This window comes from Phenylobacterium sp., from assembly GCF_030679875.1.
In the GTDB taxonomy this organism is placed as follows: domain Bacteria; phylum Pseudomonadota; class Alphaproteobacteria; order Caulobacterales; family Caulobacteraceae; genus Phenylobacterium.
Genome location: NZ_JAUXSP010000019.1, coordinates 54,841 through 78,647 on the forward strand (window position 1 = coordinate 54,841; position 23,807 = coordinate 78,647).

The 23,807-nt window shown below is 67.4% G+C and carries 22 protein-coding genes; 15 read left to right on the forward strand and 7 right to left on the reverse strand.

From position 1 onward, the window contains the following. Positions 1-9 precede the first annotated feature (9 nt). Positions 10-600: an aminodeoxychorismate/anthranilate synthase component II gene (locus tag Q8K84_RS11455; protein WP_305282745.1), complete on the reverse strand. Its 591-nt coding sequence runs from the start codon at positions 598-600 to the stop codon at positions 10-12. An 80-nt stretch (positions 601-680) separates the two neighbouring features. On the opposite strand from Q8K84_RS11455, the gene Q8K84_RS11460 reads away from it, so the two are divergent. Further along, on the forward strand, positions 681-902 hold the full coding sequence (locus Q8K84_RS11460; RefSeq protein ID WP_305282746.1) for a hypothetical protein: 222 nt from the start codon (positions 681-683) through the stop codon (positions 900-902). Here the strand turns inward: Q8K84_RS11460 and trpE are convergent. Together trpE and Q8K84_RS11470 are read right to left on the reverse strand one after the other, a co-directional pair. Further along, positions 899-2,431, reverse strand: a complete 1,533-nt coding sequence (trpE, locus tag Q8K84_RS11465) for an anthranilate synthase component I (RefSeq protein ID WP_305282747.1) — start codon at positions 2,429-2,431, stop codon at positions 899-901. The two genes, Q8K84_RS11460 and trpE, sit on opposite strands and share 4 nt — an antisense overlap. Then, a complete protein-coding gene (locus Q8K84_RS11470) occupies positions 2,428-4,371 on the reverse strand; it encodes a peptidylprolyl isomerase (RefSeq protein ID WP_305282748.1) in 1,944 nt (647 codons plus the stop codon). Before Q8K84_RS11470 ends, trpE begins: the two co-directional genes overlap by 4 nt. Positions 4,372-4,498: 127 nt before the next feature. On the opposite strand from Q8K84_RS11470, the gene tpiA reads away from it, so the two are divergent. The 5 genes from tpiA to eno all read left to right on the forward strand — a co-directional run bounded on the left by tpiA (position 4,499) and on the right by eno (position 9,455). Beyond that, entirely contained in the window at positions 4,499-5,251 is a 753-nt protein-coding gene (tpiA, locus tag Q8K84_RS11475) for a triose-phosphate isomerase (protein ID WP_305282749.1), read from the forward strand. Positions 5,252-5,409: 158 nt separating this feature from the next. After that, positions 5,410-5,859 carry a preprotein translocase subunit SecG gene (gene secG / locus Q8K84_RS11480; protein WP_305282750.1) on the forward strand — a complete coding sequence of 150 codons (450 nt, stop codon included), beginning with the start codon at positions 5,410-5,412 and terminating at the stop codon, positions 5,857-5,859. 151 nt (positions 5,860-6,010) lie between these two features. Beyond that, positions 6,011-7,651 carry a CTP synthase gene (locus tag Q8K84_RS11485; RefSeq protein ID WP_305282751.1) on the forward strand — a complete coding sequence of 547 codons (1,641 nt, stop codon included), beginning with the start codon at positions 6,011-6,013 and terminating at the stop codon, positions 7,649-7,651. A 187-nt stretch (positions 7,652-7,838) separates the two neighbouring features. Next, positions 7,839-8,021 carry a 50S ribosomal protein L32 gene (gene rpmF / locus Q8K84_RS11490; RefSeq protein WP_293409299.1) on the forward strand — a complete coding sequence of 61 codons (183 nt, stop codon included), beginning with the start codon at positions 7,839-7,841 and terminating at the stop codon, positions 8,019-8,021. Between the two features lie 153 nt (positions 8,022-8,174). Then, positions 8,175-9,455, forward strand: a complete 1,281-nt coding sequence (gene eno / locus Q8K84_RS11495; RefSeq protein ID WP_305282752.1) for a phosphopyruvate hydratase — start codon at positions 8,175-8,177, stop codon at positions 9,453-9,455. Here the strand turns inward: eno and Q8K84_RS11500 are convergent. Further along, on the reverse strand, positions 9,452-10,561 hold the full coding sequence (locus Q8K84_RS11500; RefSeq protein ID WP_305282753.1) for a sugar MFS transporter: 1,110 nt from the start codon (positions 10,559-10,561) through the stop codon (positions 9,452-9,454). The two genes, eno and Q8K84_RS11500, sit on opposite strands and share 4 nt — an antisense overlap. Before the next feature lie 207 nt (positions 10,562-10,768). On the opposite strand from Q8K84_RS11500, the gene Q8K84_RS11505 reads away from it, so the two are divergent. From Q8K84_RS11505 to lpdA, 6 genes are read left to right on the forward strand one after another with little or no spacing between them, the layout of a single operon-like run. Beyond that, positions 10,769-11,083, forward strand: coding sequence for a septum formation initiator family protein (locus tag Q8K84_RS11505; RefSeq protein ID WP_305282754.1), 315 nt, complete (start codon positions 10,769-10,771; stop codon positions 11,081-11,083). A gap of 57 nt (positions 11,084-11,140) precedes the next feature. Continuing rightward, entirely contained in the window at positions 11,141-12,169 is a 1,029-nt protein-coding gene (gene pdhA, locus Q8K84_RS11510; RefSeq protein ID WP_305282755.1) for a pyruvate dehydrogenase (acetyl-transferring) E1 component subunit alpha, read from the forward strand. Next, a complete protein-coding gene (locus tag Q8K84_RS11515; RefSeq protein ID WP_305282756.1) occupies positions 12,166-13,557 on the forward strand; it encodes a pyruvate dehydrogenase complex E1 component subunit beta in 1,392 nt (463 codons plus the stop codon). Before pdhA ends, Q8K84_RS11515 begins: the two co-directional genes overlap by 4 nt. Continuing rightward, positions 13,554-13,964, forward strand: coding sequence for a GFA family protein (locus tag Q8K84_RS11520; protein WP_305282757.1), 411 nt, complete (start codon positions 13,554-13,556; stop codon positions 13,962-13,964). The genes Q8K84_RS11515 and Q8K84_RS11520 overlap by 4 nt, the downstream gene beginning before the upstream one ends. Next, positions 13,961-15,238, forward strand: a complete 1,278-nt coding sequence (locus Q8K84_RS11525) for a pyruvate dehydrogenase complex dihydrolipoamide acetyltransferase (protein WP_305282758.1) — start codon at positions 13,961-13,963, stop codon at positions 15,236-15,238. Before Q8K84_RS11520 ends, Q8K84_RS11525 begins: the two co-directional genes overlap by 4 nt. Before the next feature lie 13 nt (positions 15,239-15,251). Beyond that, entirely contained in the window at positions 15,252-16,652 is a 1,401-nt protein-coding gene (gene lpdA, locus Q8K84_RS11530) for a dihydrolipoyl dehydrogenase (RefSeq protein ID WP_305282759.1), read from the forward strand. Positions 16,653-16,676: 24 nt separating this feature from the next. Here the strand turns inward: lpdA and Q8K84_RS11535 are convergent, their stop codons facing one another. Both Q8K84_RS11535 and Q8K84_RS11540 read right to left on the reverse strand, forming a co-directional pair. Then, positions 16,677-18,233 carry an AMP-binding protein gene (locus Q8K84_RS11535; RefSeq protein WP_305282760.1) on the reverse strand — a complete coding sequence of 519 codons (1,557 nt, stop codon included), beginning with the start codon at positions 18,231-18,233 and terminating at the stop codon, positions 16,677-16,679. A 117-nt stretch (positions 18,234-18,350) separates the two neighbouring features. Further along, positions 18,351-19,379 carry an alpha/beta hydrolase gene (locus Q8K84_RS11540; RefSeq protein ID WP_305282761.1) on the reverse strand — a complete coding sequence of 343 codons (1,029 nt, stop codon included), beginning with the start codon at positions 19,377-19,379 and terminating at the stop codon, positions 18,351-18,353. Between the two features lie 89 nt (positions 19,380-19,468). Here Q8K84_RS11540 and lipA point away from each other — a divergent pair, with 89 nt between their 5' ends. Together lipA and Q8K84_RS11550 are read left to right on the forward strand one after the other, a co-directional pair. After that, positions 19,469-20,455 carry a lipoyl synthase gene (gene lipA, locus Q8K84_RS11545; protein WP_305282762.1) on the forward strand — a complete coding sequence of 329 codons (987 nt, stop codon included), beginning with the start codon at positions 19,469-19,471 and terminating at the stop codon, positions 20,453-20,455. A 10-nt stretch (positions 20,456-20,465) separates the two neighbouring features. Continuing rightward, on the forward strand, positions 20,466-20,927 hold the full coding sequence (locus Q8K84_RS11550) for a type II toxin-antitoxin system RatA family toxin (protein ID WP_305282763.1): 462 nt from the start codon (positions 20,466-20,468) through the stop codon (positions 20,925-20,927). 5 nt (positions 20,928-20,932) lie between these two features. Here the strand turns inward: Q8K84_RS11550 and Q8K84_RS11555 are convergent, their stop codons facing one another. Further along, positions 20,933-21,424 (reverse strand): CinA family protein, encoded by a 492-nt coding sequence (locus Q8K84_RS11555; RefSeq protein ID WP_305282764.1) that lies wholly within the window; start codon positions 21,422-21,424, stop codon positions 20,933-20,935. Between the two features lie 95 nt (positions 21,425-21,519). Here Q8K84_RS11555 and Q8K84_RS11560 point away from each other — a divergent pair, with 95 nt between their 5' ends. Further along, entirely contained in the window at positions 21,520-23,775 is a 2,256-nt protein-coding gene (locus Q8K84_RS11560; RefSeq protein ID WP_305282765.1) for a spermidine synthase, read from the forward strand. Positions 23,776-23,807: the final 32 nt, after the last annotated feature.

Consider the following 23,807-nt stretch of genomic DNA (forward strand, 5'->3'; position numbering starts at 1 on the left):
CTGCGCCCCTCAGGCTGGGCTCAGGCGGCGGGCGCCAGCGAGGTCCAGGAAGTTGGAGAGCAGGGCGTGACCGCCCTCCGTGGCGATGGACTCCGGGTGGAACTGCACGCCGAAGATTGGCCGGCTCACATGCTGGACCCCCATGACCTCGCCGTCCTCGGTCCAGGCGGTGATCTCCAGCACCTCGGGCATGGTCTCGCGACGCACCGAAAGGCTGTGATAGCGGGTGGCGGTGAAGGGATTGGGCAGGCCAGCGAAGACGCCCTTGCCGGTGTGGTGGATGGCGCTGGTCTTGCCGTGCATCAGGCTTGCCGCCCGGATGACCTCGCCGCCAAAAGCCTGGCCGATGGCCTGATGGCCCAGGCAGACCCCCAGGATCGGCAGGTCCGTGGGCGCCTTGGAGAGCAGGTCAAGGCAGATGCCCGCCTCATTGGGCGTGCAGGGCCCTGGCGACAGCAGCACGCCTTCCGGTTTCAGCGCGATCGCCTCTTCGGCGCTCAGCGCGTCATTGCGATGGACCAGCGTTTCGGCCCCAAGCTCGTTCAGATAGTGAACGAGATTGTAGGTGAAGCTGTCGTAGTTATCGACGACCAGGATCATGGATTTTCTCTAGGCCAAAGCTCAGGGCGGCGCAAAGCGCCACATTGCATATGGGCGCGGGCAGGGCGATGCTCCAGCCCATGTCGCTCACCGATTCCGCGCTCGATCCCGACGCCATGGCCCAGGCGCGCACCTTGCTGACGCCGGCGCCCGTCCGGGAACGACTGTGGCCGGTGGTCGCCGCCGCCGCCTTCGCTGCGATTGCCGCCTTGGCCCTCGCCGGCGCCATGATCACCGCCCCGCCGGTGGTCAGCCAACCGATGACGACCAGCCAGGATGAGACCCTGACCCCCGTCCTCTAGACGAAGCGCCAGGCGTCCTCGGCGGCCCGACGAAGCGCCCGGGCCTTGTGCATAGTCTCGTCGTATTCGGCGTCAGGATCGGAATCGGCCACCACCCCGCCGCCTGCCTGGATGTACATTTGGCCATCCTTGAAGCAGGCAGTCCGCAGGACGATGCAGGTGTCGACCGAGCCGTCCGCGCCGAAATAGCCCACGGCGCCGGCATAGGCGATGCCCCGCTTCTCGATCTCAAGCTCGTCGATGATCTGCATCGCCCGGACCTTGGGCGCCCCTGAGAGGGTTCCAGCCGGCAGGGCCGCCATCAGCACGTCCACAGGATCGACCCCCTCGGGGGCGTCCCCCTCCACATTGGAGACCAGATGCATGACGTGGCTATAGCGCTCGACAAAGAAGCTGTCGGTCACGCGCACAGCCGGGCCCTTGGCCCGGGGCGCCTCGGCGTTGCGACCTGGCTGGCGCAGCATGGCCACCCGGCCCACATCATTGCGGCCGAGATCGAGCAGCATCAGGTGTTCGGCCCGTTCTTTCGGGTCGGCGATCAGCTCCTGCTCCAGGGCCAGGTCCTCTTCCGGCGTCGCGCCACGGGGGCGGGTGCCGGCGATCGGACGGATGGTGATCTTTCCGTCCCGCAGACGCACGAGGATTTCGGGGCTGGAGCCCGCCAGCTGGAAGTCGCCAAAGTTCAGATAGAACAGGAAGGGCGACGGGTTGGTCCGGCGCAGTGACCGGTAGAGGGCCAGGGGATCGAACGGGAAGGGCGCCCGGAACCGATGGCTCGGCACCACCTGGAAGATGTCGCCCGCCCGGATATAGGCCTTGGCCTTCTCGACAATCCCTCGATAGGTCTCGCGACTGACCGGCGTGGTGAAGGCGTCGGGGGCGGCGACGCCCTCGCCCGTCAGTCCGGGGGCAGGGGCGCGCAGGTCCTCGCGGACCGCCTCAAGGCGCGCCTTGGCAGCCTCATAGGCCGCCTCTGCCGTTAGGGCGCCGGGACGCACCGTGGTGGCCAGGATGATCTCCTGGCCGATCGAGTCGAAGATCGCCACGATGGAAGGACGGGTCATGATGCCGTCGGGCAGATCAAGCGGGTCAGGATTGACGTGGGGCAGCCGCTCCACCAACCGGACCATGTCATAGCCCAGGGCGCCGAACACCCCGGCCACCATCGGAGGGAGCCCTTTGGGGATATCCAGCCTCGCGCTGGCCACCAGATCCCGAAGGGAATCCAGCGTGCCCGCCGCCTGGGTCGTGAACCGGCCCGCGGCGATGTCGCCCCCTTCGGCGATTTCAGCGACCTGACCCCGGCAACGCCAGACGAGGTCCGGCTTGAGGGTGATCACGGAATAGCGGCCACGCCAGGCGCCGCCCTCGACTGATTCGAACAGGAAGGCGTAGGGCTGCCCCTGACCGATCTTCAGATAGGCCGAGACCGGCGTCTCCAGATCATCGATCAGGCGGGTCCAGACCACCTGCGCCGCACCGTTCGCATGGCGTGTGGCGAAATCAGCAAATTCCGGCTCAAGGCTCACTCAGCCGATTCCTTCGTCGCAGGCGCCTTGGGCGCCGCCTTGGACGGGGGGGCTTCAGGCTCCAGTCCGAGCGCGGCCCGCGCCCGCGCCTCGCTGGTGCGAACCTTGACCTTGTCACGGGCCGCCAGACTCGAGGCTTCGGCCATGTCGCGGAACAGGGCCATGCTGGCCTGGCCGCGGCCGTCCTCCACCGCCTGGGCGACCTGGGCGGTCGCCCCAGGCCGAACGGCTTCGAGCTTGCCCACAATCATGCCGAGGGTGACGTCTCGAGCGGTGAACACTTCCAGCGGCGCGGCGCCGAAGGCCCGGACCAGGGCGTCTTCGGAGAGTTGCTCGCCAGGACGCGCCGTCGTCCGGCTCAGGCCCGTGGCGCGGGTGACCCGGGCCCCGACGCTGGTCGCCGCAGCCTCCAGGGTCTGGCCGCCGCGGACGCGTTCGGCCACCTCGGTCGCCTTGGCCTCGAGCCGCTGCACCATTTCCCGCTGCATCCACACCTGGGTCAGGAGGGGGCGGACGTCGTCGAGGGGGGGCAGGGCGGCGGGAATGACCCGTTCGGCGCGGACCGCGAAATACTCCCCTTCCGTCAATTCGGTCAGGTCAGACTCGCTGCCCTCAGCCAGGGCGAAGGCGGCCTCCAGCAGTTGAGGCGTCACGCCCTGGACCGGCTGGCCCTCCTGGTTGCGGCCCTGCTGGCTCACGGCGGGCAGGGTGATCACGGTGGCCCCCGCCGCCTGGGCGGCTTCGGCCAGGGAGGCGCCGCCGATATGGGCCTCCTCATAGGCTTGGGTGCGCTCATAGACCTTCTCGGCGGCCTGATCGCGGCGGATTTCAGCTTCCAACATGGGCCGGACATCTTCGAGGGTCGGCTCGCGCCCTGGATTCACCGCCGTCACCTTGACGACGGAGAGGCCCAGGTCGCCCTCGATGGTGTTGCTGACCGCGCCGGCGGCCAGGGCGAAGGCCGCTTCGGCCACCTTGCGGTCGGCGATGGCGCTGCGGGGGCGAGAGTCGTAGGTGACCGGCTCCACACCGATATCCTGGGCCACGGCGACGGGATCCTCACCCTCGCGCAGGCGCTGGGCGATCCGCGTCGCCGTCGCCTGATCCCGGGCCGGAATCTGCACCAGGGTCCGGGTTTCGGGCTGGGAGAGGGTGTCCTTTCGGAACGCGAAGCGCTCCTCGAGGTCTGCTGCGCTGATCGGGCCCGCCATGTCCTGGGGGCGAGGGGCGAAACGCACCACCGACAGGACCCGGTACTCGGGCATGCGCAGTTGCTCGGCGTTCTCCTGCATGAAGGCCTGAAGCTGCTCGTCGGTCGGCAAGCCCGGCGCCTCGACGGAGGAAATTCCGATCTGGAAGTAGCCAATGTCGCGTTCTTCAAGATCGACCATGGCCGCCAGGGCGCCATAGGCCCGGGGGGCCCTAAGTCCGCTGACCAGGCCCGAGGCGAAATGCTGTTGGGCGATCTCGTCCTCCAGCAGGGCGATGAAGCCGTCGGAGGTCAGGTTGGTCTCCCCCAGACGCTGCTCCATCAGGTTCCGATCGAAGCGACCGCTGATCGGGTCGAAGAAGGCGGGGATCTGCCGCAGTTGATCGGCCACAAGGCTGTCGCCGGGGCGCAGGCCAATGCGGTCCAGCATCTCGGCCAGGGCCTCGCGGGTGGCGATCTGTTCCAGCAGGCTGGGGATGACGCCGTTTTCCGCCGCCATCTGGGGGGTGATCGGCTGGCCCATCTGCTGCTCGGCGTTCTGGCGCCACTCATCATACGCCCGCCGGAAGCCTTGATCGTTGACGCTGCGGCCACCGGCCTTGACGACCCATGTGGAGAACTGGCCCTGCAGCACATCGGACATGCCGAACACGGCGAAGCTGATGACCAACAGGCCAATCAGGATGGCGGCCACCCAGGATTTGGCGAAGGCGCGGAACGCGGTAATCATGGAGGACCCTTCCTCGGGCGCGAAGTCCAGTGGAGGCGGGTATAGTGGAGGCGGCTTCCCCCCCGCAAGCACGTGACAGCGTCGATCGCTTGGCTTATCGGCCTGACCGACCCCACGGAGAGGCCAAATGAGCGCACCCATCCCCCTGATCGCGGGCAATTGGAAGATGAACGGGGCCGGCCCGGCCCTGGCCGAGGCCAGCGCCATCGCCGCTGGCGCGCCCGCCGCTGGGGTTCGTGTCGCCCTCTGCCCGCCAGCCACTCTGGTCGAGCGGATGAGCCGGGCCCTGGCTGGCTCGCCGGTCGAATTGGGCGGCCAGGACTGCCATGCCCAGCCAGGCGGCGCCTTCACCGGCGATATCTCGGCCGAAATGCTCGCCGACGCCGGGGCGAGCCTGGTGATTCTCGGCCATTCGGAGCGTCGTGCGGGTCATGATGAGGGTGACGCCGATGTCGCCGCCAAGGTCAGCGCCGCCTTGAAGGCCGGGCTGGAGCCCATTGTCTGCGTGGGTGAGACCCAGGCTGAGCGGGAGGCAGGCCAGGCGCTTGAGGTGGTGACCCGTCAGGTGCGCGCGTCCCTGCCGGCCGAGCTGGCCGGTCGCGCCTTCACCCTGGCCTATGAGCCGGTCTGGGCCATCGGAACGGGCCTGACCCCCAGCCTGCAGGACATTGTCGAGGTCCATCAGGCGATCCGCGCCACCCTGCGGGACATGTTCGGCCAAGCCGGGGCGGCGCCCGCCATTCTCTATGGCGGCTCGGTGAAGCCCGGCAACGCAGCTGAAATCCTGGCCCTTCCAGAGGTGGGCGGCGCCCTGGTCGGCGGCGCATCGTTGAAGGCCGCGGAGTTCCTGGCCATTGTCGAGGGCGCGCCCAGGGCTTAGCTAGGGGCGTCGCCACCTTGGCGGCCGCGCCCTTGATCTCCATCTCGTCGGTCCACGGCCCTATGGCCTTGAGCCCCGTGGGATGATAGAGCGCGCGCTTGGTTTTTCGGCGCGGGTTTCCTCCAGGAGCCCCGCGTCAAGACGTTTTGGACTAGTCCATGCTTCTGAACATTCTGCTCGCCATTCAAATCGTCGTCTGTCTCACCCTCATCGGCCTTGTGCTGCTGCAGCGGTCGGAGGGCGGCGCGCTGGGCATGGGCGGCGGCGGGTCCGGCAATTTCATGAGCGCCCGGGGCGCTGGGGATTTCCTGTCGCGCTTCACCTGGATCCTGGGCGGGGTGTTCTTCGCGCTCAGCCTGACCATCACCCTGGTGGCGGGTCGGGTCAGCGGCGGGTCTGCCGTCGACCGACTGAATATTGAGGCGCTGGATCCGAGCCAGCTCAACCAGGCTCCCGCTGTCCCCGCACCCGCGGCGCCCGCGACCGCGCCAGCCACGGGCGGCGCGCTGGACGCCCCGGCAGCCCAGATCCGCAACCCGTTCCTCGACGCCGAAATGGGCGAAGGGGAGGGCGCGCCGGCCGCGCCTGCGCCCGCACCTGCGCCCTAGCGCTCAACGCCTGCACGGCTCTGGCGTCCCATCGCGTGTCGCCAGGGGCGTAAGCTTCCAGTCACCGGCCGCCCCTTGCGGCCACCCAAGACGTTATGGCGCACCCGTTGATGCGGGGCCGCGCCCCGAATCGATGGTAGGTTGACCGCCCATGACCCGGTACATTTTCATCACCGGCGGCGTGGTCTCCTCCTTGGGAAAAGGTCTCGCCTCCGCCGCCCTTGGCGCGCTCCTGCAGGCCCGCGGCTATAAGGTCCGCCTGCGCAAGCTCGACCCCTATCTGAACGTCGATCCGGGCACGATGAGCCCCTATCAGCACGGGGAGGTCTTCGTCACCGAGGACGGGGCCGAGACCGACCTGGACCTGGGCCACTACGAGCGGTTCACCGGCGTCAACGCCACCCGCGGCGACAACGTCACCACGGGCCAGATCTATAAGACCATCCTCGAGAAGGAGCGGCGCGGCGACTATCTGGGCGCCACCGTCCAGGTGATTCCCCACGTCACCGACGAGATCAAACGCTTCGTCCTGTCCGATCCGGGCGAAGGGGTGGACTTCGTGCTGGTGGAGATCGGCGGCACGGTCGGCGACATCGAGGGCCTGCCCTTCTTCGAGGCGATCCGTCAGCTCGGCCAGCAGCTGCCCCGGGGCCATGTGTGTTTCGTCCACCTGACCCTGCTGCCCTATATCAAGACCGCCGGTGAGATGAAGACCAAGCCGACCCAGCACTCGGTCAAGGAGCTGCGGTCCATCGGCATCCAGCCCGACATCCTGCTCTGCCGCTGCGAGACCGAGATTCCGGCCAGCGAGCGGCGCAAGATCGCCCTGTTCTGCAATGTCCGCGAGAGCGCGGTGATCGAGGCCCAGGACTCCTCCAGCATCTACACCGTGCCGCTGGACTATCACCGCCAGGGCCTGGACACCGAGGTGCTGGAGGTGTTCGGCATCACCGATGCGCCGGCCCCGGACCTGTCGCGCTGGGAGACCATCGGCCACACCCTGACCCACCCGGACGGCGAGGTGAATATCGCCATCGTCGGCAAGTACACCGGCCTGACCGACGCTTATAAGTCCCTGGTCGAGGCCCTGGTCCACGGGGGCGTGGCCAACAATGTCCGCGTCCGCTTCGACTGGGTTGAGGGCGAGGCCTTCGAGGGCGGCGAGGAGGCGATGATCGCCGAGCGTCTGACCGGCGTACACGGCGTGCTGGTGCCCGGCGCCTTCGGCCAGCGGGGCTCCGAGGGCATGATCGAGGCGGTCCGGTTCGCCCGGGAACACGAAATCCCCTATTTCGGCATCTGTTTCGGCATGCAGATGGCGATGATCGAGGCGGCCCGGAACCTGGTCGGTCTCAAGGACGCCTCCTCCACCGAGTTCGGCCCGACCTCAGAGCCTGTGGTCGGCCTGATGACCGAATGGGTGCGGGGAAACGCCCGGGAGACCCGGGTTGAGGGCGACAACCTCGGCGGGACCATGCGCCTGGGCGCCTATGACGCCGTCCTGACCCCAGGCTCGAAGGTGTTCGACATCTATGGCGGCCCGGCCATCAGCGAGCGCCACCGGCACCGCTATGAGGTCAATATCGGCTATCGGGAAGCCATCGAGGGCACGGGCCTGACCTTCTCTGGCCTGTCGCCGGACGGCGTCCTGCCGGAAATCTGCGAGCGGGCCGACCATCCCTGGTTCATCGGCGTCCAGTTCCACCCCGAGCTGAAAAGCCGTCCCTTCGAACCCCACCCCCTCTTCGCCAGCTTCATCGGCGCGGCGAAAGAGCGGAGCCGGCTGGTTTAGGGGGAGGAGACCTGCATTCAGCTTGCAAAGACGTCCGCACGGCCGCGCATGCAAGATCAACGGGCCACGGTGTTCCTCTCCCCCAGACAGGCGCTTGAAAGTCCCGGCGGATTGCGTCATACACGCGCGCTCATGTCGGCGGCCCCCGCGGCCGCCGTCTCAATTTTTATACGCCTGCGAGATTCCCATGGCCGTTCCTAAGCGAAAAGTATCGCCCTCGCGGCGCAACATGCGGCGCTCCCACGATGCGCTGGGCAAGAATTCCTTCGTCGAAGACAAGGAAACCGGCGAGCTGAAGCGCCCCCACCACATCGACCTGAAGACCGGCATGTATAAGGGCCGTCAGGTCCTGACGCCGAAGGAAGACTAGGCGCTCCACGCCTGTCGACCTGTCGCAAGACATCGAGGCCTCGCCCTGATCGGGCGGGGCCTTTTGCGTGGCCGATTGCCCGCCCGGGCGAAGGTGGCTAAGCCTCCCGGGCCTTTCTGAAAACCCTGCGCCGCCCAGCCTGTGAGGACCGCCATGACCGAGATCGTCGACATCACCGCCCGCGAGATTCTCGACAGCCGCGGCAACCCGACCATCGAGGTCGATGTGATCCTGGAAGACGGCGCGCTCGGCCGCGCCGCCGTGCCCTCAGGCGCGTCGACCGGCGCGCATGAGGCCGTCGAGAAGCGGGACGGGGACAAGGCCCGCTATCTCGGCAAGGGCGTGCTGGAGGCCATCGATGCGGTGAATGGCGAGATCTATGACGCCCTGGCGGGCTTCGAGGCCGAAGACCAGCGCCGGCTGGACGCCACCCTGATCGCCCTCGACGGGACGGCCAACAAGTCGCGCCTGGGCGCCAACGCCATCCTCGGCGTCAGCCTGGCCGTCGCCAAGGCCGCCGCCATCAGCGCCGACCTGCCGCTCTATAAGTATGTGGGCGGGGTCTCGGCCCGGGTGCTGCCGGTGCCGATGATGAACATCATCAATGGCGGCGCACACGCCGACAATCCCATCGACATCCAGGAATTCATGATCCTGCCCACCGGCGCCGACACCTTCGCCGAGGGCCTGCGCATGGGCGCCGAGATCTTCCATGGCTTGAAGAAGGCCCTGAAGGACGCCGGTCACAACACCAATGTCGGCGACGAGGGCGGCTTTGCGCCGAACATCGGCAGCGCCGAAGAGGCCCTGGCCTTCATCGTCAAGGCCGGCGAGGCGGCGGGCTATCGCTGCGGCGACCACTTCCACCTGGCCCTCGACGTGGCCTCGACCGAGTTCTTCAAGGACGGCAGGTACGTGCTGGACGGGGAGGGCCAGACCTTCGATCCGGCTGGCATGGTCGACTATCTCGCCGCCCTGGTGGCCAAGTTCCCCATCGTCTCCATCGAGGACGGCTGCGCCGAGGATGACTTCGCCGGCTGGAAGCTCCTGACCGACAAGCTGGGCGCCAAGGTCCAGCTGGTGGGCGATGACCTGTTCGTCACCAATCCGGCCCGGCTGTCCGACGGCATCGACCAGGGGCTGGCCAACTCCATCCTGGTGAAGGTCAACCAGATCGGCACCCTGTCGGAGACCCTGGACGCCGTCGATATGGCCCACCGCGCCGGCTACACCGCCGTGATGAGCCACCGTTCGGGCGAGACCGAGGACTCCACCATCGCCGACCTGGCGGTCGCCACCAACTGCGGGCAGATCAAGACGGGCTCTCTGGCTCGCTCCGACCGGACGGCCAAGTACAACCAGCTGCTGCGCATCGAGCAGGAACTGGGCGACCAGGCCCTCTATATGGGCCGCAAGGCGATCAAGCAGGCCTAGGCGTCCCGCCGCAGAACCAGCGTCAGGACCAGCAGGAGCGCGGGGACGGCCACATAGAGGCCGAGCCCCGCCCCCAGCCCCCACTGGTCGGCGACCCGCCCCACAAGGGCGGGGAAGGCCGCTCCGGCCAGGCCGATGACCGACACCACCGCGCCGGTCGACCCGGCCTGACCCGGCCGCAGGGTCAGGACCAGGCTCTGGAGGGCGGTGTAGAAGACCGCGCCGCTGAAGCCGAACACCAGCCCGCCCGCGACCACCATCCAGGCCTGTGCGCCAAAGGCCAGAACCGGCAGGCTAAGCGCCATGGCCAGGGCGCCGGGCGCCAGGACCGCTGCGGGCGAATCATCCGGGATCAGGCGCTCGGCGAGGCCGTATCCGATCAACCCGCCGACCAAGGCGCTGGCGGACAAGGCCACCGCCATGCCCGGGCCGTGGCCGGCGATGTCCTCCAGATAGGCGATGAGGAAGGCCAGGAGCGGTTCGTCCAGCAGGGCGAACAGGCCCATCATGACCGCCATCATCAGCACCCGCCCATCGGTCAGCACCGCCAGCAGTTCGCGGCCAGCATCGGCGTGCGCGCGGGCATGGGGCGGGGGAAAGGGCTGACGGGCCAGCCACAGCCCATAGCCCAGCATCAGGACGCCCCCGGCCAGGAAGGGCCCCCGCCAGCCCAGGCCGAACGCCCCAGCCAGCACCAGGGTTAGGGGCGCGAGCAGGTCGCCGGCCGCCGACCAGGCGTTCACCCGCGCCAGGGCTCGGGGCAGGTCTGATCCCGCCACGTCCACCAGGGCCACCTCGCACCCATGAACGAAAGCGTCGCTGGCCGCGCCCCAGACAAAGGCCGCCATGAACAGGGGCCAGAACGAATCGGCCAGACCAAAGGCGATCATCGACCCGCCATAGGCCAGGGTGCCGAGGGCTGAGAGGGCGCGCCGGCTCACATAGTCTGCGGCCGCCTGGAAGACGACGCCGACGACGCCGCCAAGACTCAGGGCTGCGAGGACTAGTCCGCCCTGGGCGTAACTTAGGCCTGCATCTTCACGCAGGTCCTGGAGCAGGCCGGCCGGCAGGAAGGTGAACCACTCGTCGGCGAAACCGACCAGCATCAGGGCCGCCGTCAGGGCATAGGGGGCCCGGGCGAGCGGCGGCAGCGCCCAGAATGCGACGCGCTTCAGTCGGGCTGCGAGAGCCTCAGATCAATTGGGCGGGTGCTTGCGATCCATGGAGCAGAGTTTCCCCGGCAAACGGCTGAGCTGCAACGCAAAATTAAGCACAACTGGCGAGTCTGTCCCAATCAGCAGCGTAGAATCACAGTGCTCACAGCCGTCCGCTCCTACATCTCGACCGCCGCCCTGGCGCTCCTGATCACCTATTTCGCCTACCACGCCTTCACCGGCGATCAGGGCCTGCTGACCTCGACCCAGCGGGACTACGCCTTGGCGGTCAAGTCGGCGGAGTTGAAGCAGCTGAGCGCCCAGAGGCAGGACCTGGAGACTCGCGCCCTGCTGCTGCGCGACACCTCTCTGTCGGCGGACCTTCTGGAAGAGCGCGCCCGGTCTCTCCTAGGCTACAGCCACCCCAGAGACTATGTGATCCGCATCCATCAGGATGACTCGGCGGGCGGCTGACGAAGCAGCCGGCTCTGGGTTAGGGTGGCTGAACGCAACACGACCCGGGAGACAGACATGGCGCGCGCCAAACAGGCGGCCAAGACCGGCGGTACGCCGGCCGAGGCGGGCGAGAGCCTCAGCAAGGACCAACTGCTGGGCTTCTATCGCGACATGCTGCTCATCCGACGGTTCGAGGAACGGGCCGGACAGCTCTACGGCATGGGGCTGATTGGCGGGTTCTGCCACCTCTATATCGGCCAGGAAGCCATCGCCGTGGGCGTCCAGTCGATTCAGGAGGACGGCGACCAGGTCATCACCGCCTATCGCGACCACGGCCATATGCTGGCCTGCGGCATGGACCCCAACGAGGTCATGGCCGAGCTCACCGGCCGGTCCGGCGGCTCGTCCAAGGGCAAGGGCGGGTCGATGCACATGTTCTCCCGCGAGGCGGAGTTCTATGGCGGCCACGGGATCGTCGGCGCGCCGGCGCCCCTGGGCACCGGCCTGGCGCTGGCCAACCGCTACAAGGACAACGGCAAGGTGGCCTTCACCTATTTCGGCGACGGGGCCGCCAACCAGGGCCAGGTCTATGAAAGCTTCAACATGGCCGCCCTGTGGAAGCTGCCGGTCGTCTATGTGATCGAGAACAACCAGTACGCCATGGGCACCTCCCTGGAGCGGTCCTCGTCCGAAACCCACATGTACAAGCGCGGCGCCTCCTTCCGGATTCCCGGGGAAGAGGTCGATGGCATGGACGTGCTGGCGGTACGCGACGCGGCCAGACGGGCGGCGGCCCATGCCCGCAGCGGCGAGGGCCCCTTCATCCTGGAAATGAAGACCTATCGCTATCGCGGCCATTCTATGAGCGATCCGGCCAAGTACCGCACCCGCGAGGAAGTGGACGAGGTTCGCAAGACCCGCGATCCCATCGAGCATCTGCGGGAGAAACTCGAACGGGACGGTGTGGCCGACGAGGCGACGCTGAAGGCCATCGACGCCGAGGTGAAGCGGATCGTCGCTGACGCGGCTGAATTCGCCCGGACGTCCCCCGAGCCGGAACTGTCCGAGCTGTATACTGAGGTCTATGTGGAGGCGCCCCAGTGACCGACATCCTGATGCCGGCCCTGTCTCCGACCATGGAGGAGGGGACGCTGGCCAAGTGGCACGTACAGGTGGGCGACACCGTTTCCGCCGGGGACGTGATCGCTGAAATCGAGACCGACAAGGCGACCATGGAGGTCGAAGCCGTCGACGAAGGCGTCGTCGAGGAATTGCTGGTTGAGGCCGGCGCGGAGGGGGTCAAGGTCAACGCGCCGATCGCCCGCCTCGCGGGCGGCGCTGCGCCTGCGGTCGCTGAGCCGGCCGCCAAGGCTCCAGCGGAGGCCTCCGGCGATCCCGAAAAGAAGGGCCCCGCCGAGGCCAAAGGCGATGAGCCCGAGGGCGAAGGCCCTGCTGCGGTGCGTCCCGCAGCCCCCCTGGCCGATCCGGAGATCCCGGAGGGCGCCAAGCTGGTCAAGACCACGGTCCGCGACGCCCTGCGCGACGCCATGGCCGAGGAGATGCGCCGGGACGAGACTGTCTTCCTGATGGGCGAGGAGGTCGCCCAGTACCAGGGCGCCTACAAGGTCAGCCGGGGTCTGCTGGAGGAGTTTGGCGAGCGTCGGGTGATCGACACCCCGATCACCGAGCATGGTTTTGCAGGGCTCGGCGTCGGCGCGGCCATGGCGGGTCTGAAGCCCATCGTGGAGTTCATGACCTGGAACTTCGCCATGCAGGCCATCGACCACATCATCAACTCGGCGGCCAAGACGCACTACATGTCCGGCGGCCAGATCACCACGCCCATGGTCTTCCGCGGGCCCAACGGCGCGGCCTCGCGCGTGGCGGCCCAGCACAGCCAGGACTATGCCGCATGGTACGCCCACATTCCCGGTCTGAAAGTCATCGCGCCCTATGACGCGGCCGACGCCAAGGGCCTGCTGAAGGCGGCGATCCGCGACCCCAACCCCGTCGTCTTCCTCGAGCACGAGATGCTCTATGGCCAGGAATTCGACGTTCCTGAGGGCGATGACTATGTGGTCCCCATCGGCAAGGCCAAGGTCCGTCGGACCGGCGCTGATGTGACCATCACGGCCTATTCCCGCATGGTGGGCTTGGCGCTGAAAGCCGCCGAGGAGCTGGCGGCTGAGGGGATCGAGGCCGAGGTCGTCGACCTGCGCACTATTCGCCCCATGGACCACGCCACGATTGTGGAAAGCGTCCGCAAAACCCATCGCCTGGTCACCGTCGAGGAGGGCTGGGGTCCCATGGGCGTCGGCGCCGAGGTGATCACCCGGGTGATCGAGCACGCCTTTGACTATCTGGACGCGCCGCCGGCGCGGGTTTGCCAGGAGGACGTGCCTCTGCCCTATGCGGCCAACCTGGAGGCCCTGTCGCTGCCGTCGGTGGAGAAGATCGTCAAGGCGGCCAAGGCGGTCTGCTACAGGCCATGACTGAGGCGGGCGATCTGATCTGGCGCGGTGGCGGATGCCATTGCCGGGCGGTGCGGTTCGAAGCGTCCCTGCCTGGGCGCGTGGCCGCCCAGGCCTGTAACTGTTCAATCTGCGCCATGACAGGCTTCATCCACGCCATTGTGCCAGCCAGTCGCTTCCGCCTGATCCAGGGCCAGGACCAGATCACCACCTATGTTTTCAACACCGGCGTCGCGCAGCACACCTTCTGCAAGGTCTGCGGGGTGAAGAGCTTCTACCGGCCCCGGTCCAATCCCGACGGCTGGTCGGTCAATGTCCGCTGCCTTGATCCGGCGCAGGACCTGGACTTCGACATCGAGCCATTCGACGGCCAGAACTGGGAGGCCCACGCCGGGGGCCTCGCGCATCTCTCCAAGGAATCCGCATGACCGACATCCTGATGCCGGCGCTGTCGCCCACCATGGAGGAGGGCACCCTCGCCAAATGGCTGGTCAAGGCGGGCGACACGGTCGCCGCCGGCGACGTGATCGCCGAGATCGAGACCGACAAGGCGACCATGGAGGTCGAGGCGGTGGACGAAGGCGTCGTCGAGGAAATCCTCGTCGAGGCCGGGACGGAGGGCGTCAAGGTCAATGCGCCCATCGCTCGCCTGTCGGGCGGAACCGAGGCCAAGGCGCCTGAGCCCAAGCCTGCGGAAAGGACGCCAGCTGAGGCGCCGCCGGCCAAGGCCGCGGCCAGGACGGAGGCGCCGACCAAGGCCGATCCAGCTCCAGCCAAGCGCCAGGAGGGAGAGCGTATCTTCGCCTCGCCCCTGGCCCGGCGGATCGCCGAGCAGAAGGGGCTCGACCTGTCAGCGATCAAGGGCTCAGGCCCCCACGGCCGGGTCATCGAGCGCGACGTCAAGGACGCCAAGCCGGGCGCGAAACCCGCCGCGACGGCGGCCGCCGCGCCGGCCGAGCGCCGGGGCGAAACCCGGCCGGTCCAGTCCCTGCAGCAGATGGGCATCCCAGAAGGCAGCTACGACCTGATCCCACTGGATGGCATGCGCAAGACTGTGGCGCGGCGGATGACCGACTCTTTCCGCGATGTGCCGCACTTCCCCCTGACCATCGACCTCGAGATCGACCGCCTGCTCGAAGCGCGCGGGCGCATCAACAAGATGCTCGAAAAGGACGGGGTTAAGGTCAGCGTCAACGACATCATCCTCAAGGCCTGCGCCGTGGCGTTGAAGCGGGTGCCGGAGGCCAACGCCTCATATTCCCCCGAGGGCATCGCCCTCCACCACCATGCGGACATCGCCATGGCGGTCGCCGTCGAGGGCGGCCTGATCACCCCGATCATCCGCAAGTGCGAGACCAAGGGCCTGGCGCAGATCGCCCTAGAGACCAAGGACCTCGCCGAGCGGGCCCGGACCCGCAAGCTCAAGCCCGAGGAGTTCCAGGGCGGCACCTTCAGCGTCTCCAACCTGGGCATGTTCGGGATCAAGTCATTCGGCTCGATCATCAACGAGCCACAGGGCGCGATCCTGTCGGTGGGCGCGGGCACCAAACAGCCCGTGGTTCGCGGCGACCAGCTGGCCATCGCCACGGTGATGTCAGTGACCATGACCTGTGACCACCGCGTGGTGGATGGGGCGACCGGCGCCCGCTGGCTCGAAGCGTTCAAGGCTCTGATTGAAGAGCCCCTGGCGATGATGGTCTGAGGGGCCGAGAACCATGGATTTTGACGTCATCATCGTGGGCGCGGGCCCAGGCGGCTATGTGGCCGCGATCCGCGCCAGCCAGCTTGGCCTGAAGACCGCCATCGTTGAGCGCGAGGCCCTGGGCGGGGTCTGTCTGAACTGGGGCTGCATCCCCACCAAGGCCCTGCTCAAGTCAGGCGAGGTCTATGAACAACTGCATCATCTGGCCGACTACGGCCTGGCCGCCGACAAGCCGCGGTTCGACTTCACCAAGGTGGTGGAGCGGTCCCGCAAGGTGGCGGGCCAGCTGAACTCCGGCGTCGGCTTCCTGATGCGCAAGCACAAGATCGAGGTGATCGAGGGGACCGCCAGGCTCGAGAAGGGGACCCCCGCGCCCAAGGTGGTCATCGCCCAGAAGCGGGGCGGCGAGCGCACCATCCAGGCCAAACACGTGATCCTGGCCACAGGCGCCCGGGCGCGCACCCTGCCGCAGATCGGGCTGGAGCCGGACGGCGACCGTGTGTGGTCTTACCGCGAGGCCATGGTTCCCAAGGCCGCGCCCAAGTCGCTCATTGTCATCGGATCAGGCGCCATCGGCATCGAGTTCGCCAGCTTCTACCGCGCCCTGGGCGCCGAGGTCATGGTGGTCGAAGCCCTGTCACGCATCCTGCCGGTGGAGGACGAAGAGGTGTCCACGGCCGCCCGCAAGGCCTTTGAGCGCCGGGGGCTGAAATTCCGCATTGGGGCCACCGTCAAGAAGCTGACCAAGTCCAAGACCGGCGTCGCCGTCGAGATCGAGACCGGCGGCAAGACCGAGACCCTGGAGGCCGAGCGCGCCATCGTCGCGGTCGGCATTGTCGGCAATGTCGAGGATCTTGGCCTTGAGGCGCTGGGCGTGAAGATCGACAAGACCCACATCGTCACCGACGCTCACAGCGCAACGGGCGTGCCCGGCCTCTACGCTATCGGTGACGTGGCGGGTCCGCCCTGGCTGGCGCACAAGGCGAGCCATGAGGGCCTCCACTGCGTCGAGCATATCGCCGGCCAACCGGCCAAGAATCTCAACGCCCCGATCCCAGGCTGCACCTACGCCAACCCGCAGATCGCTTCGGTCGGCCTGACCGAGGCGGCGGCCAAGACGGCGGGTCGCAAGGTCAAGGTGGGTCGGTTCGCCTTCCGCGCCAATGGCAAGGCGATCGCCGCGGGCGAGACCGAGGGCTTTGTGAAGACCCTGTTCGATGCGGAAACCGGGGCCCTGGTCGGCGCGCACATGATCGGCGCCGAGGTGACCGAGATGATCCAGGGTTTCGCCCTGGCCATGACGCTGGAAGCCACGGAGGCCGAGCTTCATGCGACGGTCTTCGCCCATCCGACCCTGAGCGAGGCGATGCACGAGTCCGCCCTCGACGCCTATGGCCTCGTCCTGCACGCCTGACCTGGGATCACAGCTGGCGAGGCCTTAAGCCACCCGACGCAGTTCGGCCTCCGCCATCCGCTGGATGGCGACATAGTCCGTCTTGCCGGTGCCGAGGACCGGAATTTCCGGGACGCAGACGATCTTGCGCGGCACGGTCAACTCCGGGGCGCCGATGGTCTTGGCGTGCGCCAACAGGGCGTCGACCTCAGCCTGGCGACGATCCGTCAGCAGGATAAGTCGCTCACCTTTGCGCGGATCGGGCACGGCGATGACGGCATGACGGCTGTCAGGCCAGACCGCGACGGCGATGTCCTCGGCCGCTGTGAGGGAGACCATCTCCCCGCCCACCTTGGCGAAGCGCTTCACCCGACCCTGGATCTTGATCCAATGATCGTCGGTCATGCTGACCACATCCCCGGTGTCATGCCAGCCGTTCAAGGGGGCTTCGATGGTCCCGTCTGCGGCCAGATAGCCGGACATGATGTTGGGGCCGCGGACAAAGAGCTGGCCGCCGCCTGGAATACCCTCGACCGGCTCCAGCCGGGTCTCGATGCCTGGCAGCAGGCCCCCGACGGTGCCGCGGCGGTTGTCGAGCGGCTTGTTCACCGCGATGACGGGCGCCGCCTCGGTGGCGCCATAGCCCTCCAGCAGCGGAATGGGACCAAAGCGCTCGGCCACCAGATTGTGTGTCTCCTCACGGACCTTCTCAGCCCCGCAGACCACGAACTTCAGCCCCGACAACTCTCCCGGCTCAGCGGCCCGGGCGTACTGATTCACGAAGGTGTCCGTGGCCAGTAGGATCGAGGCTTGGGAGTCGCGGATCAGCGGCGGAATCTGCTTGGTGTGCAGGGGAGAGGGGTACTGAAAGGCCTTCATGCCGGTCAGAATTGGCAGCAGGACCCCGCCGGTGAGGCCAAAGCAGTGGAAGATGGGCAGGGGGTTGAACATCACCCAGTCGGGATCAAGGGCGATGTGGGCGGCGATCTGCTGGACGTTAGCCACCAGGTTGGCCTGGCTCAGCACCACGCCTCGCGGCGCGCCAAAACTGCCGGAGGTGAACAGAATGACCCCCGGATCAGAGGGCTTGCTGGCCGCCCGGAACTGCCGGGTCATCACCCCGCCGGCCGCAGCGAACAGCTTGTCGGCCAGGCCGACCTTCTCTCGAACCTCTTCGAGATAGACCACCTTGGCGATCGGCTCGAGGGCGTCGACCAGGTCGTGCAGCTTGCCCTGCTCGATGAACCGGTGAGACGTCAGCACTGTCCGCACCCCCGCAAGCTCGCACGCTGCCTTCAGGTTCCGGATTCCGGCGGTGAAGTTCAGCATGGTCGGCGTACGGCCGATGGCGTGCAGGGCGAAGAAGGTGACGACGCCGCCAGCGCTGGAGGGCAGCATCACGCCCACCCGTTCTCCCTTGGCGGTGAAGCCCGCGATCCTGCGGCCCAGGGCGAAAGAGGCCTGGATCAGGCCGGTATAGGTGAGCGGATTGCGCTCCTGGTCTTCCAGGATCGGCTTCTTGGCGCCGAACTGCGCCCGGGCGGCGATCAAGGCGTCGAAGATCGAGATCTGGCTGTCACGGGGATCATATGCGGCGGTCACGGGCGAAGGCCTCCCAAGTCCCTGACGCCATTCTGTCGGGCGTCTTATGCTGGCCGCGACCGTAGAGGCGTCGCTCGCCGATGAAAAGATGTGTGACAGTTCGTGATCTTGAGGTGGCTATTCAATGCCACCGTCGTCGCGGGCCGCTGGGGCCGTCGGGGGAATCTGTTCGTCCAGGAAGGTGGTCACCTCGGTGAGCCAGGCTGCGCGGACCGCCTCAAGCGACAGATGAGGCGCAGATCCAAACTGGGGCTGGATGGCCAGCCTGCAGCCCTGTTCCGTCCGGCAGGTGTCCGCCGTGGCGATCCCCTCGGCCTGAGCAGCCAGGATCAGGAGAGGGCGAGACATTGACAGTTGAGGGACTCCGCCCGCGTGGGCCTCCGACCGCGTAGCGCGCCAGCCCAGGCTCTGGCCGCTCTGACGCAGATCGGGGTTGGCGAGGCGCCAGCTGTGGATCAGTCGTCCGCGCCAGGGGTCTGCGCCAGGCGGTTGGGCCTGAGCGGAGTCTGACCGCGACCACGGCCGCCAGTCTGGACTGGGCAGGCGACTGAGGCCCGCCCGCACGGCGAGCCCCTCCCAGGGCGTCTGAGACTGGGCGGCCGTCAGTCTTGGGGCGCTCAGTATGGCCGCGCCCACGGGGGCGTTCCCTTGGAGGGCCGCAAGGGCGACGGTAGCGCTGTCCCCGGACGCCATCAGGGTCAGGGGGCGGTCTGGGCTAGGGCGGATCACCTGGGAAATGAGCGCGGCGACGGCGTTCGCCCCGGCGCCCGCGGTTTGAGCGTGGATCATGTCATAGGGGGGCAGGGGGCGGCCTGACCCGCCAAACCCCTCCCATTCCAGGGTCCACACCACATAGCCCGCTGCATTGAGAGCCGCGGCGGTTTCGAACCAGACCTCCGCCGGCTCATCGCTGTCGGGCAGGATCAGGACCTCCGCCCGGCGCCCCGTTCCCGGCGGCGCGGTGACGCCATATCGTAGCTCCGGACCGTCCGGGGGCTGGACGGCGCCCCAGGCCCAGCCCTCGGGCGCCAGGAAGCGGGGCGCCAGACCGGGAGGCGCGCGGCTGTCCAGGAGCGCCGGGCGCGGACCGCCCGAATCGCAGGCCGCCAAAGCGAGGGCGGCGAGGAGGGGGAGCCATGGGCGCATGGGGCAGTTTCAGCGCAGTTGGGGCCTGCTACGCAAGAGCGCACAATCGCGGCTTGATCCTGAGCCTCGGAGGGACGATCTAGGCCACTATGACCGTCGTCATCGACAATCTGGCTAAGCCCCGTCCACGCCATCCTGAAAAACAGGCTAGGCCCGACACCCCGCTCCTGCGTAAACCCGACTGGTTGCGCGTGCGCGCGCCCGGCTCCGAGGGCTATGCCGCCACCCGCAGCATCGTGAAGACCCACGGCCTGGTCACGGTCTGCGAAGAGGCCGCCTGTCCCAATATCGGCGAATGCTGGTCCCAGAACCACGCCACCATGATGATCATGGGCGAAATCTGCACCCGGGCCTGCGCCTTCTGCAATGTCACCACGGGCAAGCCGAACCCTCTGGATCCCACAGAGCCCGCCCGGGTGGCGGACGCGGTGGCCAAGATGGGCCTGAAGCATGTGGTCATCACCTCAGTTGACCGGGACGATCTGGCCGATGGCGGCGCCGCCCACTTCGCCGAGGTGGTGCGCGCCATACGCGCGGCTGCGCCCCTGGCCACGGTGGAGATCCTGACGCCCGACTTCCTGCGCAAGCCGGTCTCGGCGATGGAGACGGTGATCGACGCCCGTCCGGACGTCTTCAACCACAATCTCGAGACCGTGCCGCGGCTCTATCTGTCGATCCGCCCCGGAGCCCGCTACTACAATTCCCTGCGCCTGCTGGAGCGCGTGAAAGAGCGTGATCCCATCCAGTTCACCAAGTCCGGCCTGATGGTCGGTCTCGGTGAAAGCAAGGAGGAGGTCATGCAGGTCATGGACGACATGCGTTCGGCCGGCGTCGATTTCCTGACCATCGGCCAGTACCTGCAGCCAACCCGCAAGCACGCGGCCATTGACCGGTATGTGACGCCTGAGGAGTTCGGGGCCTATGAAGAGATCGCCCGGGCCAAGGGGTTTCTTATGGTCTCGGCTAGTCCGCTGACCCGCTCGTCGCACCATGCTGGCGAGGATTTCGCCAAGCTGCAGGCCGCGCGACAGGCGCAGGACGCTCGCGCGGCCGCCCAGGCGGCGATACAGGCCTAGGCCGACCCACTTGTACCATCGGGTCCAGAAGGTGTTGCCCTATGGGGCTGACCAGTTGTTCACCCTGGTCGGGGACGTGGACCGCTATCCGGAGTTCGTGCCCTGGATCACCGGGATGCGAAGCTGGAACCAGCGGCCGGCGGGCGAGGGGATCGATATGCTCGACGCCGAGGCCGCGGTCGGGTTCTCGTTCCTCAAGGAGCGGTTCTCCACCCGGGTGAGACGGGATTCAAACAGCCGAACCATCCAGGTCAGCCTGATCTCTGGGCCCTTCAAGAGGCTGGAGAACCGCTGGCGGTTCCACGAGGACCCGGCCGGGACCCGGATCGAGTTCGAAATCGACTTCGAGTTCAAGTCGCGGATGCTGGCCGCCCTGTTGAGCGCCAATTTCCACAGCGCCGTCGACCGGCTGATCGGCTGCTTCGAGGCCAGGGCGCGCACCCTCTATGGCGCGGGGGATGGGATAGGCTGAGATTGTCAGGCCAGGCGCTCGCGTAGCATCTCGAGGGCGGCCTGGGTCGCCGCCTGCTGGATCTCGAACCGGGTCTCAAGCTCGAATAGCTCAACCCGGTGAGTCAGGCCGTGATTGGTCCGCGCTGTGGCGATGTGCACGGTGCCCACCGGCTTCATCCGGGTGCCGCCGTCAGGACCAGCTATTCCGGTTATGGCCACGGCGAGATGGGCGTTGGAATTTTCCAGGGCGCCTTCGGCCATCATGCGGGCGACGGGTTCGGAGACCGCGCCCAGGTCAGCGATCAGGTCCCCTGGCACCCCGAGCATTTCCTGCTTGGCGCGGTTGGAATAGGTGACGAACCCCCGCTCCAAAACGTCGGAGGCCCCGGGAATCGCGCAGATGGCGGCGCTGACCAGCCCTCCGGTGCAGCTTTCAGCAGTGACGATTCGCAGGGATTTCTGCCGAGCTTCGTCGATGAGAAGCCGCGCCAAGGTCTCGATTTCCAAGGAAAACATGGGCGTATCCGATGCCAGGAACGAAAGGGCGCTAGGCGCCGGGTCGGCCAGACCACAACATCGGCCGCCCTGACCTTACAAGCCGAATCGGCCACATGACCCTGCAGGACACCCTTCCGAAGACCGGGCGCACGGTCGCCCCGGCCCTGTTCGGGATCACGGTCTTCGCCAGTGCGACCCTGGTCTTCATGGTCCAGCCCATGGCGGCAAAGCTCCTCCTGCCGCTCATGGGGGGCGCGCCGGCGGTGTGGAACACCAGCATGGCCTTCTTCCAGGGCGCGCTGCTGGTCGGCTACGCCTACGCCCATCTGTTGCAGCGGGCCGGGACTGTGCGCCGTCAGGCGATGATCCACGGGACCGCTCTGCTGCTGGCGGCGTTGGTGCTCCCCTTGCGGGTGCACGAGCTGCTCGGACCGCCGACCTCGGATCACCCGGCGCTCTGGCTGCTCGGCGCCCTGGCGCTCATGGTCGGCGCGCCGTTTGCGGTCCTGTCAGCCACGGCGCCGCTGGCCCAGGCCTGGCATGCGCGAATCTATCAGGAGGGGGAGGGGCGCGGCCCCTATGTTCTCTATGCGGCGAGCAATCTCGGCAGCCTGATCGCCCTGCTGGCCTATCCCCTTGTGGTGGAACCCTCGCTGGCGGTCCAGGCCCAGACCTTTGTCTGGAGCCTCGCCTACGGCGGCTTCGTGGTGCTGATGGCCAGCCTGGGTCTGTTGGTGGCCCGAGCGCCTGCCGTCGAAAACGCAGCGCCTCATCCTGCCGCCCAACTTTCAGCCGCGCTCAGCGGTCGCCCCTGGCGCCGGCGGCTGATCTGGATTGGCCTTGCCGCCATACCGTCGAGCCTCATGCTGGGGGTCACCACCCACATCACCACGGATGTGGCCTCAGCGCCCTTTATCTGGGTGGTGCCGCTGGCGCTCTATCTGCTGACCTTCATCATCGCCTTCCAGGATCGGCCGCTGATCTCGACCGAGAGCGCGCTGATGTTCCAGGCCGCCGCCGTGGTGGCCTGTGCGGTGATCATGCCCTTCCACACCACCAACCTGGTGATCCAGCTGGGCATCCACTTGGCGGCCTTCTTCCTGACGGCCCTGGTTTGCCATCAGGCTCTGGTGGCCCGTCGACCCCCGCCGGCTCAACTCACCGAATTCTATCTGTGCCTGTCGATCGGCGGCGTCGTCGGCGGAGCTTTCAACGCCTTTGTCGCGCCCGTCATCTTCACGAACGTGTGGGAGTACCCCCTGGTCCTGGCCCTGTCGTGCCTGGCGCGGCCCTGGGCCTGGGAGACCGGCAAGGCCTGGCGGTGGGGGCTGTTCGCCATCAGCATCGTCGCCGTCATCGCCGCACCGGTGCTGGCGGGACTGTATGCGCAGAGCGAGGCTGTGGTCCGCATCCTGCTTGGCGTCGTCACGGTTTCGGCCTTTCTCCTTCGCGGCAGCACCCTGCTGTTCATGGCCGTGGTCTCAATGCTGCTCATTTCAGCCCAGATGGCCGGGGACAGGGTGGATGTCCGGCAGACCTGGCGCAGCTTCTTTGGGGTCGCCCGCCAGTCCGTGATGCCGGTGCAGGCCCTCGGCGGCACCGTTCATATGCTGGCCCACGGGACGACCTTGCACGGCGCTCAGGCCCGGGCGCCAGAGCATCGCTGCCGGCCCCTGGTCTACTACGCTCCCGAAACCCCCATCGGGCAGGTCTTCGCCGCCAAGCGCGCGGAGAAGGCGAGCCTGACCATTGGAGCCGTCGGGCTCGGCACCGGAACCGTCGCGACCTATGTCCGGGCCGAGGACCGGCTGACCTTCTTCGAGATCGACCCGCTCATGGTGCAGATCGCCAATGATCCCGCCTATTTCACCTACACCACAGAATGCGCCAAGGGGCCCATCGACTACGTCATCGGCGACGCCCGCCTGACCCTGGAGGATCAGCCCGAGGGGCAGTACGATCTGCTGCTGCTGGATGCGTTCTCGTCAGACGCTGTCCCGGCCCATCTGCTGACCGTCGAGGCGGTCCAGATGTATCTGGCCAAGCTGAAGCCGGACGGGATCTTGGTGATGCACCTGTCCAATCGCAACCTGGACCTCATCTCGCCCGCCATGGCCGTGGCCGAGGCGGCTGGCGGCTCTGCGCTGCTGCAACGTCACGCCGCAGCCTACAACAGTCCTGTTCTGTGGGAGTCCGCCGAGGACGTTCTCATCGTCACCCGGACGCCCGAAGGCCTGCTGCCCTACGAGAATGACGTCCGGTGGGAAGCATCTGACGGCAGTCTGGTCGCCCCCTGGACGGACGCCTACACCAACCTTCCTGGGGCGCTCTACGCCCGGATGAGGGAGGTTTGGACCTGGCTACCGTGAGCCACGGGACCACCTTAGCCGTCCAGACGCCC

Coding starts and splice junctions, on each gene's coding strand:
- Q8K84_RS11455 (WP_305282745.1), bottom strand. CDS start 600: ATGATCCTGGTCGTCGATAACTACGACAGCTTCACCTACAATCTCGTT.
- Q8K84_RS11460 (WP_305282746.1), top strand. CDS start 681: ATGTCGCTCACCGATTCCGCGCTCGATCCCGACGCCATGGCCCAGGCG.
- Q8K84_RS11470 (WP_305282748.1), bottom strand. CDS start 4,371: ATGATTACCGCGTTCCGCGCCTTCGCCAAATCCTGGGTGGCCGCCATC.
- tpiA (WP_305282749.1), top strand. CDS start 4,499: ATGAGCGCACCCATCCCCCTGATCGCGGGCAATTGGAAGATGAACGGG.
- secG (WP_305282750.1), top strand. CDS start 5,410: ATGCTTCTGAACATTCTGCTCGCCATTCAAATCGTCGTCTGTCTCACC.
- Q8K84_RS11485 (WP_305282751.1), top strand. CDS start 6,011: ATGACCCGGTACATTTTCATCACCGGCGGCGTGGTCTCCTCCTTGGGA.
- rpmF (WP_293409299.1), top strand. CDS start 7,839: ATGGCCGTTCCTAAGCGAAAAGTATCGCCCTCGCGGCGCAACATGCGG.
- eno (WP_305282752.1), top strand. CDS start 8,175: ATGACCGAGATCGTCGACATCACCGCCCGCGAGATTCTCGACAGCCGC.
- Q8K84_RS11500 (WP_305282753.1), bottom strand. CDS start 10,561: ATGCTGGTCGGTTTCGCCGACGAGTGGTTCACCTTCCTGCCGGCCGGC.
- pdhA (WP_305282755.1), top strand. CDS start 11,141: ATGGCGCGCGCCAAACAGGCGGCCAAGACCGGCGGTACGCCGGCCGAG.
- Q8K84_RS11520 (WP_305282757.1), top strand. CDS start 13,554: ATGACTGAGGCGGGCGATCTGATCTGGCGCGGTGGCGGATGCCATTGC.
- Q8K84_RS11525 (WP_305282758.1), top strand. CDS start 13,961: ATGACCGACATCCTGATGCCGGCGCTGTCGCCCACCATGGAGGAGGGC.
- lpdA (WP_305282759.1), top strand. CDS start 15,252: ATGGATTTTGACGTCATCATCGTGGGCGCGGGCCCAGGCGGCTATGTG.
- Q8K84_RS11540 (WP_305282761.1), bottom strand. CDS start 19,379: ATGCGCCCATGGCTCCCCCTCCTCGCCGCCCTCGCTTTGGCGGCCTGC.
- lipA (WP_305282762.1), top strand. CDS start 19,469: ATGACCGTCGTCATCGACAATCTGGCTAAGCCCCGTCCACGCCATCCT.
- Q8K84_RS11555 (WP_305282764.1), bottom strand. CDS start 21,424: ATGTTTTCCTTGGAAATCGAGACCTTGGCGCGGCTTCTCATCGACGAA.
- Q8K84_RS11560 (WP_305282765.1), top strand. CDS start 21,520: ATGACCCTGCAGGACACCCTTCCGAAGACCGGGCGCACGGTCGCCCCG.